Annotated in this window: 12 protein-coding genes; 8 read left to right on the top strand and 4 right to left on the bottom strand. The window is 70.1% G+C overall.

Translation table 11 applies throughout. The features are described from left to right. Positions 1-64 precede the first annotated feature (64 nt). The gene (locus tag ACFVWL_RS09000; RefSeq protein ID WP_387181344.1) at positions 65-514 is read right to left on the bottom strand and encodes a hypothetical protein; all 450 of its coding nucleotides are present in this window, start codon (positions 512-514) and stop codon (positions 65-67) included. A gap of 97 nt (positions 515-611) precedes the next feature. On the opposite strand from ACFVWL_RS09000, the gene ACFVWL_RS08995 reads away from it, so the two are divergent. Then, on the top strand, positions 612-1,481 hold the full coding sequence (locus ACFVWL_RS08995) for an alpha/beta fold hydrolase (RefSeq protein WP_387181341.1): 870 nt from the start codon (positions 612-614) through the stop codon (positions 1,479-1,481). An 87-nt stretch (positions 1,482-1,568) separates the two neighbouring features. Here the strand turns inward: ACFVWL_RS08995 and ACFVWL_RS08990 are convergent, their stop codons facing one another. Beyond that, entirely contained in the window at positions 1,569-2,747 is a 1,179-nt protein-coding gene (locus ACFVWL_RS08990; protein ID WP_387181338.1) for an SLC13 family permease, read from the bottom strand. Between the two features lie 191 nt (positions 2,748-2,938). Here ACFVWL_RS08990 and ACFVWL_RS08985 point away from each other — a divergent pair, with 191 nt between their 5' ends. Genes ACFVWL_RS08985 through ACFVWL_RS08960 form a run of 6 tightly spaced genes read left to right on the top strand, consistent with a single transcriptional unit; the run spans position 2,939 to position 10,702 of the window. Beyond that, positions 2,939-3,028, top strand: coding sequence for a potassium-transporting ATPase subunit F (locus tag ACFVWL_RS08985; RefSeq protein ID WP_017201862.1), 90 nt, complete (start codon positions 2,939-2,941; stop codon positions 3,026-3,028). Next, entirely contained in the window at positions 3,028-4,707 is a 1,680-nt protein-coding gene (gene kdpA, locus ACFVWL_RS08980; protein WP_387181334.1) for a potassium-transporting ATPase subunit KdpA, read from the top strand. The genes ACFVWL_RS08985 and kdpA overlap by 1 nt, the downstream gene beginning before the upstream one ends. 2 nt (positions 4,708-4,709) lie before the next feature. Beyond that, positions 4,710-6,851, top strand: a complete 2,142-nt coding sequence (gene kdpB / locus ACFVWL_RS08975; protein ID WP_387181332.1) for a potassium-transporting ATPase subunit KdpB — start codon at positions 4,710-4,712, stop codon at positions 6,849-6,851. Between the two features lie 25 nt (positions 6,852-6,876). After that, positions 6,877-7,479, top strand: coding sequence for a potassium-transporting ATPase subunit KdpC (kdpC, locus tag ACFVWL_RS08970; protein WP_387181329.1), 603 nt, complete (start codon positions 6,877-6,879; stop codon positions 7,477-7,479). Next, complete coding sequence (locus ACFVWL_RS08965; protein ID WP_387181326.1) at positions 7,476-10,034, top strand: ATP-binding protein; 2,559 nt, start codon at positions 7,476-7,478, stop codon at positions 10,032-10,034. Before kdpC ends, ACFVWL_RS08965 begins: the two co-directional genes overlap by 4 nt. After that, positions 10,031-10,702, top strand: coding sequence for a response regulator (locus ACFVWL_RS08960; protein ID WP_387181323.1), 672 nt, complete (start codon positions 10,031-10,033; stop codon positions 10,700-10,702). Before ACFVWL_RS08965 ends, ACFVWL_RS08960 begins: the two co-directional genes overlap by 4 nt. Here the strand turns inward: ACFVWL_RS08960 and ACFVWL_RS08955 are convergent. Both ACFVWL_RS08955 and ACFVWL_RS08950 read right to left on the bottom strand, forming a co-directional pair. Next, positions 10,684-11,496: a tryptophan-rich sensory protein gene (locus tag ACFVWL_RS08955; RefSeq protein WP_387181320.1), complete on the bottom strand. Its 813-nt coding sequence runs from the start codon at positions 11,494-11,496 to the stop codon at positions 10,684-10,686. The two genes, ACFVWL_RS08960 and ACFVWL_RS08955, sit on opposite strands and share 19 nt — an antisense overlap. A 94-nt stretch (positions 11,497-11,590) precedes the next feature. Next, entirely contained in the window at positions 11,591-12,157 is a 567-nt protein-coding gene (locus ACFVWL_RS08950; RefSeq protein WP_387181317.1) for a TetR/AcrR family transcriptional regulator, read from the bottom strand. A 96-nt stretch (positions 12,158-12,253) separates the two neighbouring features. Between ACFVWL_RS08950 and ACFVWL_RS08945 the strand changes: the two genes are divergently transcribed. Continuing rightward, entirely contained in the window at positions 12,254-13,096 is an 843-nt protein-coding gene (locus ACFVWL_RS08945; protein WP_387181314.1) for an alpha/beta fold hydrolase, read from the top strand. The last annotated feature ends 86 nt before the right edge of the window (positions 13,097-13,182 follow it).

Below are 13,182 nucleotides of genomic sequence, written 5' to 3'. Positions count from 1 at the left end.
CGATGACCGCGCCCGAGGCCCCCGTGGGCTCACCGCTGGGATGCGTCCTGCGCGGACGGGCGTCCTAGATGCAGGTCCAGCAGTAGAGGCGGTGATCGGACGCCGCGGCACGGCGTGCGAGGGCGGCGAGGTCGCGCGCGAACGCGGCCAACTGGGCCGGATCCGCGCCCTCGAGCTCTTCGGTCTGCGACCACGGCTCCGCTACCTCCGCCAGACGAGCGTCGTCGGCTGCGGCGAGGGCTGTAGCCAACGCATCCGTCACGGTGATGACGATCCGGTCGTAGTCCTCGCTCATCGCGAGGTTGTGGCCGGCACGCGGGTCGTCGGTCACATCGTCGTACGGCGTGCCGGTCAGCAGCGCCTCGAGGGTGCCGAGCTGCACGACCGGGTCGATGCCGCCGAGCGTTCCGGCGTCGAAGCCCGAGTCCGCCGCTGTCGGTCCGCCCTCCACGTCGAGGACCTTCGTGGCCTGCTCATCGGTCGGCGCGGAGAAGTAGTCGTAGAGAACACCCATGACGACATCCTGTCAGTCCTCGCCGACTCAGGCAGGCCGTGACACAAGTCATCGCAGGTGGTGACGGCGCGACAATTCCGGGAAAGGGTGGGGCCGGATGGACTGGATTCGACGCGGAACCCGATCCGCCGGTCGAGAACGAGCACCATGCGCAAGCCCTGGAAAGTCGTCCTCACCGCCCTCGGAGTCATCGTGGCGGTGCCGGTCCTCGCCGTGGCCACGGCCGCGGCTGCCCGGCCTCGGTACAGCCGCACCCGCTCTCGACTTCCAGCCGCTGATCACCGAGCTGCAGGACACGTACCGGGTCGTCGCGGTGGAGCCCTTCGGCACCGGGCTCAGCGACCCGACCGACGTCCCCCGCACCGCCGACAACATCACCAGCGAAGTGCACGAGGCGCTGCAGGAGCTCGGCATCGACCGGTACGTGCTGATGGGACACTCGATCTCCGGCATCTACGCGGTGACCTACACCGCCTCGGACCCCGACGAGGTCACAGCCTTCGTGGGCATCGACAGCAGCGTGCCCGACCAGCCCGGATGGGACGACCCCATCCCCACCTCGACCATCAGCACGCTCTCGACCCTGGGGTTGACGCGGGTGCTGAGCGGGATCGCCGCTGACCCGTACGAGGGATTGCCGTACGACGACGCGACGAAGGACCGCATGCAGGTGCTCAGCGCCCGGAACGCGGCCGCCCCCACCATGCTCGACGAGATGGACCACGCCTCCTCGAACTTCGCCGCCGCGAGTGGGAAGACGTTCCCCGCCGACCTCCCCGTGCTGCTGTTCGTGGCGGATGAGGATGTCGAGGTTCCCGGCTGGCTGGAGCTGCACGAAGCCCAGGCCGCGAGCGTCACCCGGGGCGAGGTCGTGAGGATCGACGGGGCCCACTACCTCCACCACACGCAGTCGCCCGAGCTGGCCGCCCAGGCGCGCACGTTCCTGGATTCGCTCGGGGCCGACTGACGGTCGGGCACTTCCGCTTCCGGTCGAAGTTCCTGCCGGGTCTCGCGCCTCGCGGACGGCAGGAACTGCGACCGGAACGGGCCGACGCTAGCCCGAGACGAGCATCAAGACGAGCACAGCCGCGAGCACGGTCGGCACCGCGGCCACCACGCCCCAGAGCATGAAGCGGCTCCAGCGGATGGTGACGCCCAGTGCGACGATCCGGTGATGCCAGAGGAGGGTCGCGAGCGAGGCCCACGGGGTGATGAGCGGGCCGATGTTCACGCCGATCAGCAGCGCCATCAGCGCGACCGGATCGCCGGCGGCAGGCTCGAGCACCAGGTAGGCCGGGAGGTTGTTGATCGCATTGGCGCTCACGGCCCCGAGCGCAGCCAGCCGGAACAGGTCGCCGGGAGAGTCGCCGTTCACGGTCGGCGAGGTCAGGAAGTCGAGAAGGCCCTGCGCGTGCGCGGCCTCGACCAGCACGAAAAGTGACGCGGCGAGCGCGAGCGCCTGCCATGGGACGAGCGAGAGCCGCAGCGCCCGCCGCCGCCGGACGGCGAACAGGCCGATCAGCGCGAGGGCGGCGACCGTGGCCGGAATCCACACGTCGTGGGTGAGCGCGAGCAGCGGCATCAGCACGAGGAGGATGCCGGTGGCGCTCCAGAACAGCATCGGGTCGGCGGGCCGGCGCGGCGCCGGGGTCTCGTACGCACCGAACACCGTGCGCCGATGCATGACCGTGAGGATCGCGACGGGCACGAGGATGCCGACGAGCGTGGGGGCCCAGCTCAGCGCGATGAAGGCCCCGGGTCCATCGCCGATCGCGGGGGCGGCGAGCAGGTTCGTGAGGTTCGAGACCGGGAGGGCGAGGGATGCCGTGTTGGCGAGCCACACGGTGGCCAGGGCGAACGGGAGAGGCGAGACACCGATGCTCTGCGCGAGGACCACGACGACGGGGGTGACGATCACGGCGGTCGTGTCGAGCGACAGGAACACGGTGCTCACCACGGCGAGCGCCACGACCAACGCCCAGAGCGCCAGCACCCTGCCTCGGCCCCAGCGGGCGAGCCGCTGCGAGACGACGTCGAACACCGCCGCGTCGCGGGCGAGCTCGGCGACGATCGTGATCGCGACGACGAACCCCAGCACGGGCGCGATCCGCTCGCCGAGAGCCCCGGCGTCGGAGCGCGGCAGGAACCCGGTGACCACGCACACGAGCGCGACGGCCACAAGCCCGGCGACGATCCACGTCCCGGCGCCGATCCGCGTCCTTCTGATTCCCACCTCGCGAGCATAGGGCCGAACCGTGAGCAACCCGCATGCATCCGCTCGGAGGGCGTAGGGGAACCGTGAGGATGGCGGCGGCGGGGGCCGTGCGGGAGTTGTATCGGATCCGTGCTCGACATCATCTACATCGCGCTGACTCTCGCGCTGTTCGCCCTCGTGTCCCTGGTGGCCAAGGGGGTGGAGCGGCTGTGATCGTCTTCGAGATCCTCGCCGCCGCCCTCGCGGTCGCCGCCGTCGTCTACCTCGTGGTCGCGCTCGTCGCGCCGGAGAGGTTCTGATGGACGCGTCTGTCTGGTTCGGCATCCTGCAGCTCACGGCCGTCGTGGTCGTGCTCGTGCTCCTCTACCGCCCCCTCGGCGACTACATCGCCCACGTCTTCACCTCGGCGCGCGACCTGCGCGTCGAGCGCGGCGTCTACCGGCTGATCGGGGTCGAGTCCTCGTCCGAGCAGACCTGGCGCGCCTATGCCCGCAGCGTGCTGGCGTTCTCGGTCGTCGGAGTGCTTCTCGTCTACGGCCTGCAGCGGCTGCAGGCATTCCTTCCCCAGTCGCTCGGACTCCCGGCCGTGCCCGAGGGCCTCTCCTTCAACACCGCCGCCTCGTTCGTGGCGAACACCAACTGGCAGTCGTACTCCCCCGAGCAGACCATGGGCTACACCGTGCAGCTCGCAGGCCTCACGGTGCAGAACTTCGTCTCCGCAGCGGTCGGCCTCACGATCGCGATCGCACTGATCCGCGGTCTCGCCCGTCGCGGCTCCACCACGATCGGCAACTTCTGGGTCGACCTGATCCGCGGTCTCGGCCGCATCCTCCTCCCGATCGCCCTGATCGGCGCGGTGGCGCTGCTCGCGGGTGGCGTGATCCAGAACTTCGCGGGCTTCACCGACGTCACCACGGTGTCGGGTGGCACGCAGGCCATCCCGGGCGGCCCTGTCGCCTCGCAGGAGGCGATCAAGCTGCTCGGCACGAACGGCGGCGGCTTCTTCAACGCCAACTCCGCGCACCCGTTCGAGAACCCGACCGGTTTCACGAACCTGCTGCAGGTGCTGCTGATCCTCGTCATCCCGTTCGCACTCCCCCGCACGTTCGGCCGGATGATCGGCGACCACCGCCAGGGCTACGCGATCGCCGCCGTCATGGGCACGATCTTCCTGGTCTCGACCTTCGCGCTCTCGGCCCTCGAACTCGCCGGCCGGGGTACAGCGCCCGAACTCGCCGGAGCTGCGATGGAGGGCAAGGAGGTGCGCTTCGGCATCCTCGGCTCCACGCTGTTCGGCAGCGCGAGCACCCTCACGTCGACCGGTGCCGTCAACTCGATGCACGACTCGTACACGGCGCTCGGCGGCATGATGCCGATGCTGAACATGATGCTCGGCGAGGTCGCCCCCGGCGGCGTCGGCTCGGGCCTGTACGGCATGCTCGTGCTCGCGATCATCGCGGTGTTCGTCGGCGGACTGCTCGTCGGACGCACCCCGGAATACCTCGGCAAGCGGATCGGCCCGCGGGAGATCAAGCTCGCGAGCCTGTACATCCTGGTGACACCGACGCTCGTGCTGGCCGGCACCGCCCTGAGCTTCGCGATCCCCGGCATCCGCGCCGACGTCGAGTCGACCAGCATCCTGAACCCCGGCATACACGGAATGAGCGAGGTGCTCTACGCCTTCACCTCGGCGTCGAACAACAACGGCTCCGCCTTCGCCGGGCTCACCGCGAACACCCCGTGGTTCAACACCGCGCTCGGTATCGCGATGCTGCTCGGACGGTTCCTGCCGATCGTGCTCGTGCTGGCCCTGGCCGGCTCGTTCGCCGCACAGGAACGCATCCCGGCCACCTCCGGCACCCTGCCCACGCACCGACCGCAGTTCGTCGGCCTGCTCCTCGCCGTGACCGTCATCGTCACCGCGCTCACCTACTTCCCCGTGCTCGCACTGGGACCCCTCGCTGAAGGACTCGTCTGACCATGACCCTCATCACCACTCCCTCCGAACAGCAGGATGCCCCGGCATCCACCCCCGCGGAGCCGCCACGCTCCTTCGGCTGGTCGCAGCTCGTGCAGGCCCTCCCCGGAGCCCTGCGCAAGCTCAACCCGACGGCCCTGGTCCGCAACCCGGTCATGCTCCTGGTGTGGGTCGGCGCGGCGTTCACGACGGTGCTCGCGATCGCCGAGCCGTTCCTGGGCGGCCCGGCCGACTCGGGCGGCACCCCTGTTCCCGCCCCCTTCACCTGGGGCATCGCGATCTGGCTGTGGCTCACCGTGCTGTTCGCGAACGTCGCCGAATCGGTCGCCGAGGGCCGCGGCAAGGCCCAGGCCGCCAGCCTGCGCAAGACCCGCACGAGCACCATGGCCCGTCGCGTGGTCGGCTACGACAAGGCTTCAGATGCCGCAGCCGAGCACACCGCGACCGCCCAGGTCTCGTCGGCCGAGCTGCAGCGCGACGACATCGTGATCGTGACCGCCGGCGAGCTGATCCCCGGAGACGGCGACATCATCGCGGGCATCGCCACGGTCGACGAGTCGGCCATCACCGGCGAGAGCGCCCCAGTCATCCGCGAGTCCGGCGGCGACCGCAGCGCCGTGACCGGCGGCACCCGCGTGCTGTCCGACCGGATCGTGGTGCGCATCACCTCGAAGCCGGGAGAGACCTTCGTCGACCGCATGATCGCGCTCGTCGAGGGCGCCAGCCGCCAGCGCACCCCCAACGAGATCGCGTTGAACATCCTGCTCGCGAGCCTGTCGATCATCTTCGTGGTGGTGGTCCTCGCCCTGAACCCGATCGCGTCGTACGCCGCATCGCCCGTCAGCATCCCGGTGCTCATCGCCCTGCTCGTCTGCCTGATCCCGACCACCATCGGGGCGCTGCTCTCGGCCATCGGCATCGCGGGCATGGACCGGCTCGTGCAGCGCAACGTGCTCGCGATGTCGGGGCGTGCGGTCGAAGCCGCCGGAGATGTCACCACGCTGCTGCTCGACAAGACCGGCACCATCACCTACGGCAACCGCCGTGCGCACGAGGTGCTCTCCCTTCCGGGGGTCAACGGCGAGGAGCTGCTTCGCGTCGCAGCGCTGTCGTCGCTCGCCGACCCCACGCCGGAAGGCGCCTCGATCGTCGAACTCGCCGCCGCACACGACATCCACGTGACCGCGCCGGATGATGCGGTGGTCGTGCCGTTCACGGCACAGACGCGCATGTCGGGGCTCGATCTGGCCGACGGCACGCAGATCCGCAAGGGTGCAGGCTCAGCGGTGCGGGCCTGGCTCGGATTCGACGGCGACGACCTCGAGCTGACGAGCCGCACCGACTCCGTCGCCGAGAGCGGCGGAACCCCGCTCGTGGTCGCGGTGAAGACGCCCGGTGCCGACGGCCGCGTCCTCGGCGTCGTGCACCTCAAGGACATCGTCAAGGACGGTCTGCGCGAGCGCTTCGACGAGCTGCGGGCCATGGGCATCCGCACGGTCATGATCACGGGCGACAACCCGCTCACGGCCAAGGCGATCGCCGCCGAGGCCGGGGTCGACGACTTCCTCGCCGAGGCGACGCCCGAGGACAAGCTCGAACTCATCCGGCGCGAGCAGGAGGGTGGGCGCCTGGTCGCGATGACCGGCGACGGCACGAACGACGCCCCGGCGCTGGCGCAGGCCGACGTGGGCGTGGCGATGAACACCGGCACCTCGGCCGCGAAGGAGGCCGGCAACATGGTCGACCTCGACTCCGACCCGACCAAGCTGATCGACATCGTGCGCATCGGCAAGCAGCTGCTCATCACCCGCGGAGCCCTCACCACGTTCTCGCTCGCGAACGACATCGCCAAGTACTTCGCGATCATCCCCGCGATGTTCATGGGTGTCTTCCCCGGGCTGGCCGCACTCAACATCATGCAGCTGCACTCGCCGGCATCCGCCGTCACCAGCGCGATCATCTTCAACGCGATCGTGATCGTCTTCCTGATCCCGCTGGCCCTGCGCGGCGTGAAGTACCGTCCGGCGAGCGCCTCGCAGATCCTGCAGCGCAACCTGCTCATCTACGGGCTCGGCGGCGTGATCGCCCCGTTCATCGGCATCAAGCTCATCGACCTCGTGATCAGTCTCATCCCGGGCTTCTGACCCGGCTCCGAAAAGGAATCCAGACATGTCCTCCACACGCACCGCGGCCCGCACCACGGGTGTCGCCGTCCGAGCGATGCTCGTCCTCACCCTCGTGCTCGGCGTCGGCTACACCCTCCTGGTCACCGGTATCGGACAGCTGCTGCTCCCCTGGCAGGCGAACGGGTCGCCCCTTCCCGACGAGCGGGGCAGCTCGCTGATCGGCCAGTCCTTCACCGACGCCGACGGCGAGGCGCTGCCGCCGTACTTCCAGTCGCGCCCCTCAGCGGCCGGCGACGGCTACGACGGCGCGGGCTCCAGCGGCAGCAACCTCGGTCCCGAGAACGCCGACCTGGTGGCCTCGATCGAGGAGCGCAAGGCCGCGATCGCGGAGCGCGAAGGCGTCGATCCCTCCGAGGTCCCGGCCGATGCGGTCACCGCTTCGGGCTCGGGCCTCGACCCGCACATCAGCGTGGCCTACGCCCTGCTGCAGGTGCCACGCGTCGCCGAGGCCCGCGGACTCTCGGAGCAGGAGGTGCGCGACCTCGTGGAGTCTAGGATTCAAGGGCGGGATCTGGGATTCCTCGGCGCGGAGCGCATCAACGTCGCCGAACTCAACCTCGCGCTCGATGACCGGGAGGGCGAATGACCGCAGCGCCGCTTCGTCGATCTCACGGCCACTCCCGCCGGGGGCGGCTCCGGGTACTCCTCGGAGCCGCCCCCGGCGTCGGCAAGACCTACGAGATGCTCGCCGAGGGGCGACGCATGCTCGACGAGGGCCACGACGTCGTGATCGCGATCGTCGAGACGCATGAGCGCGCCGCGACGCAGGCGCAGACCACCGGGCTCCCCGAGGTGCCGCGTCGGGTCGACCTGCACCGCGGGATCGCCCTCACCGAGCTCGACGTCGACGCCGTGCTCGATCGGGCGCCGGAGATCGCCCTCGTGGACGAACTGGCCCACACCAATGCCCCCGGCTCCCGCAACGCGAAGCGCTGGCAGGACGTCGACGAGCTGCTGAACGCGGGCATCGACGTGGTCACCACCGTCAACGTGCAGCACATCGAGTCGCTGAACGCCGTGGTCGAGAAGATCACCGGCATCGCGCAGCAGGAGACGATCCCCGACGCCGTGGTCCGTGCCGCCGACGAGATCGAGGTCGTCGACCTCGCCCCGCAGACCCTGCGCGATCGGCTCTCCGCGGGACTCGTGTACCCGGCCGAACGGATCGACGCCGCACTGTCGAACTACTTCCGCCTCGGCAACCTCACCGCGCTGCGCGAGCTCGCCCTGCTCTGGCTCGCCGACGAGGTCGACAGCGCCCTGCGCAGCTACCGCGCCGAGCAGGGCATCGAGGGCACCTGGCAGGCCAGGGAGCGGGTCGTCGTCGCCCTGACCGGAGGGCCCGAGGGCGAGACCCTGCTCCGTCGCGGTGCCAGGATCGCCGCCCGCTCGGCCGGCGGGGAGCTGCTCGCCGTGCACATCTCGGCGCAGGACGGCCTGCGCGACGAGACACCGGGCGCCCTCGCCGCGCAGCGCACGCTCGTGGAATCGCTCGGCGGCACGTATCACCAGGTCGTGGGCGACGACATCCCGGCCACCCTGGTCGAGTTCGCGCAGGGCGCCGACGCCACCCAGCTCGTGATCGGCGTCAGCAGACGCAGCCGCCTCACCGCCGCGCTGACCGGTCCCGGCATCGGCTCGGAGGTCATCCGCCGCTCGGGCGACATCGACGTGCACATCGTCACGCACGCCGCAGCGGGCGGGCGGATGGTCCTGCCGCGCATCACCGGCGGAGCGCTGGGCTGGCGGCGACAGCTGCTCGGCTTCGGCGTCGCGCTCGTCTTCGGCCCCATCCTGTCGTGGATCATGTTCACGTTCCGCAGCCCCGAATCGATCACCGCCGAGGTGCTCGCGTACCAGCTGCTCGTGGTCGTGGTCGCCCTGATCGGCGGCATCCGTCCCGCGGTGTTCGCGGCGGTGCTCTCGGGCGTCACGCTCGACTTCCTCTTCGTCGCTCCGCTGTTCACGATCACGATCGCGCATCCGCTGCACGTGCTCGCGCTCGCGCTCTACGTCCTCATCGCGATCCTGGTCAGCATCATCGTCGACCAGGCGGCACGGCGAGCCCGCACCGCCCAGCGCGCAGCCGCCGAAGCCGAGCTGCTCGCTGCGGTCGCGGGCAACGTGCTGCGCGGCGACAACGCGGTGCTCGCCCTGGTCAGCCGCACGCGCGAGGCGTTCGGTCTCAGCGGCGTGCGCCTGCTCGCCCCCGACGGCGAGGTGCTCGCGAGCGACGGCGAGCCCGTGGCAGACGGACGTGCCACGACCATCCCGGTCGGCGTCGTCCCCGGCGGCGGACCCCGTGCGGTTCTGGAGCTGAACGGCGAACCGCTCGCAGGCCCCGAACGCCGCCTGCTCGACGCCATCGTCGCCCAGCTGTCGGCCGCGATCGAGCACACCGACCTGCGTGCCACGGCGAGCGAGGCCGAGGCGCTGGCCGAGACCGATCAGGTGCGCAGCGCCCTGCTGTCGGCCGTCAGCCACGACCTGCGGCGCCCGCTCGCCTCGGCGGTCGCGGCCATCGGCGGCCTGCGCGGCGCGCACGCGCTGTCGGCATCCGACCGCGACGAACTGCTCGCCACCGCCGACGAGAGCCTCGCGACGCTGTCGACGCTCGTCACCGATCTGCTCGACGTCAGCCGGGTGCAGGCGGGCGTGCTCGCCGTCTCGTCCTCTCGGATGGATGCCGCCGGCAGTGTGCTCGCCGCCGTCGACGAGCTGGGACTCGGGCCGTCGGATGTCGAACTGGCACTCGACCCCGACCTGCCCCCGCTGCACGCCGACCCCGTGCTGCTCCTGCGCGTGCTGGTCAACGTGATCGCCAACGCGCACCGGCACTCCCCCGACGACACCCGTGTCATCGTCTCCACGAGCGCCCTCGGCGATCGCGCCGAGATCCGCATCATCGACCGCGGCGAAGGCGTCTCGCCCGAGCGGCGCGACCGCATCTTCCAGCCGTTCCAACGCTTCGGCGACACCGACAACACGACGGGACTCGGACTCGGACTCGCCCTGTCGCGCGGTTTCACCGAGGGCATGGGCGGTACCCTGACACCCGAGGACACGCCTGGCGGAGGCCTCACCATGGTCATCTCCCTGCCGCTGGCCGCAGGACTTGCCGACACGGAGGGCACGGAGTGAAGCTCCTCATCGCCGACGACGACCCGCAGATGGTTCGCGCCCTGAGGATCACCCTCGCCGCGCACGGATACGAGGTCGTGGTGGCCGCAGACGGTGCAGCCGCGATCGCCGCAGCCGCGCAGACGCACCCCGACCTCATCATGCTCGACCTGGGCATGCCCCGACTCGACGGCATCGAGGTGATCCAGGCGCTGCGCGGATGGACGAACGTGCCGATCATCGTGGTGTCCGGTCGCACGGGCTCCGCCGACAAGGTCGAGGCGCTCGACGCCGGCGCCGACGACTTCGTGACCAAGCCCTTCCAGGTGGACGAACTGCTGGCGCGTCTGCGGGCCCTCTCGCGTCGATCGATCCCGGCGAGCGGCGAGTCGACCGTGGCCTTCGGCGATGTGGTGGTCGACCTCTCGACCAAGACCGTGACACGGGGCGGCGCGCGCGTGCACCTGACCCCGACCGAGTGGCGGATGCTGGAGCACCTCTCCCGGCATCCGGGAGCCCTCGTCACCCGCCAGGATCTGTTGAAGGAGATCTGGGGCAGCGAACAGGTCTCCGACTCGGGCTACCTGCGCCTGTACATGTCGCAGCTGCGCAAGAAGCTCGAGCAGGAACCCGGCGCTCCCGTGCACCTGCTCACCGAATCGGGGATGGGCTACCGGCTCGTGCTCTGAGCCGCGGCGCCCACGGCGCGCGACCGGCGAGACACCGCCACGATGCCGGTGATGACGAGCAGTACCGCCACGATGATCGCGGCGATCGCGGTCGGCGCGCTCAGAGGTTCTCCGGTGAGCCGTCCGACGGCGAGCCAGGCCAGCCCCCAGGCCGTCGCGAGGGCGGGAGCGATCCGTCCGGTGACCCACGCCGCGACCGCCCCGATCACGAGGACGACGGCGAGCACCGCGATGGCCCAGGCATCCGCCGCCTGCGCCCAGCTCTCGGGAGCGATCTGCGTCAGCCACGCGGCGGTGTTCGCGACGGTGGCGATCGTGACCCAGCCGAAGTGCAGGCCGTTCGCGCCGTCTGTGAGGATGCGGTCGGCGAGGGTGCGCGCCGGAAAGCGGCCGAGCACCACGATCACCCGAGCCAGCACGGCCAACAGCAGCGCGATCACGACGACGGTGAGCCACAGCGTCAGGAACTGCGCGGTCACCAGCCAGAGGCCGTTCAGCACCATCGATGCGGCGATCCATCCGCCCACGGCCTGCTGACGGGGATCCTGCCGCTGCGCCGGCAACGCCTGCCACACCGTGTACGCGATCAGGCCGAGGTAGATGAGCGACCAGATCGAGAACGCCGGCCCTGCGGGCGCGAGATACGAGCCCTGGGCGGAGAGAGCGCCGTCCTGCAGGTCGTCGACGGATGTCCCGCCGAAGGCTCCTGCACCGATGGCGGCCGCGATCAACATGAATGTCGCCGACGCGATGACCAGCGACTGACGACCGATGCCCTTCGTGCGTGATTCCATGCCTCGCACGCTACGGGTACCTGCGGGCACGCGCATCGGGGTTGACACCCGGTTCCGGTTTCGCTAACCAGGTGAGGTAAATCCGACCTCCGGATCAGGCGCGGGCGAAAGCTGCGTCGATCAGGACCTCAGCGGCACCGCGAGCCTGGACGGCGACGGCCGGGTCGGCCGAGATCGCGGCCGTGCTCTGTGCGCCTTCGGCGAGGATCGACAGCTGTGCAGCCAGTGCGGCCGGCGCTCCCGTCTCGGCGACGAGGGCCGCCATGTACTCCTGGAAGGAGGCCTTGTGCGCGCGCACGATCTCCGCGACCTCGGGGTTCGTGCCGCCGAGCTCGCCGAACGCGTTGATGAACGCACAGCCGCGGAAGTCGTCGGCGCAGAACCAGTTCTCGAGGTACCCGTACACGGCGAGGAGACGTGCACGAGGGTCGACGCCCGCATCCGCCACGGCCCCCGACAGCCCCGACTCCCACTCGGCGTGCTTGCGCGCGAGCACGGCCGCGACGATGTCGGTCTTGGCGGGGAAGAGCGAGTAGAGCCGGCGCAGAGACACTCCGGCGACCTGGCGGAGCTCGTCCATGCCGACGGCTGCGTACCCCTTGCGGTAGTAGAGCTCTTCGGCGGCGGTGAGGATGCGCTCGCGGGCCTCGTCTTCGGTCATGTCCAGAAGTCTACTTGACACGAGAACGAACGTTCTCTAGATTGAACACATCGAGCGAGAACGATCGTTCTCACCGGAACTGGAAGGATCAGGATCATGGGTTACATCACCGTCGGCACCGAGAACAGCACCCCGATCGAGCTCTACTACGAAGACCAGGGGGCCGGGCAGCCCGTCGTCCTGATCCACGGCTATCCGCTCGACGGCCACAGCTGGGAGCGTCAGACCCGCGAGCTCCTGGCCCAGGGCTACCGCGTGATCACCTACGACCGTCGCGGATTCGGCCAGTCCTCCAAGGTGAACACGGGGTACGACTACGACACCTTCGCCGCCGACCTCGACACCGTGCTCGAGACCCTCGACCTGCGCGACGTCGTGCTCGTCGGCTTCTCGATGGGCACCGGAGAGCTCGCCCGCTACGTCGCCCGCTACGGGCACGACCGCGTCGCCAAGCTCGCCTTCCTCGCCTCGCTCGAGCCGTTCCTCGTGCAGCGCGACGACAACCCCGAGGGCGTGCCGCAGGAGGTCTTCGACGGCATCGAAGCCGCGGCGAAGGGCGACCGCTTCGCGTGGTTCACCGACTTCTACAAGAACTTCTACAACCTCGACGAGAACCTCGGATCGCGCATCAGCGAGCAGGCCGTGACCGGCAGCTGGAACGTGGCGATCGGCAGCGCCCCCGTTGCGGCCTACGCGGTCGTGCCGGCGTGGATCGAGGACTTCCGCGGCGACGTCGAAGCCGTCCGCGCCGCCGGCAAGCCCACGCTCATCCTGCACGGGACGAAGGACAACATCCTGCCGATCGACGCGACCGCCCGCCGGTTCCACCAGGCGGTGCCCGACGCCGACTACGTCGAGGTCGAGGGCGCTCCGCACGGCCTGCTCTGGACCCACGCCGACGAGGTCAACGCCGCACTGAAGACCTTCCTCGCGAAGTAGTCCCGCGCCGCAGCATCCGCTCCCGCCCGCACCGGCATCCGCCCCGACTTGCGCGCTCCGGTCGCAGTTGCTGTCGCCTCGATCGC

The organism is Microbacterium sp. NPDC058269, assembly GCF_042881445.1.
Lineage (GTDB): Bacteria > Actinomycetota > Actinomycetes > Actinomycetales > Microbacteriaceae > Microbacterium.
The sequence above is the reverse complement of the archived record's forward strand: the minus strand, read 5'-3'. Positions and strand labels throughout refer to the sequence as shown.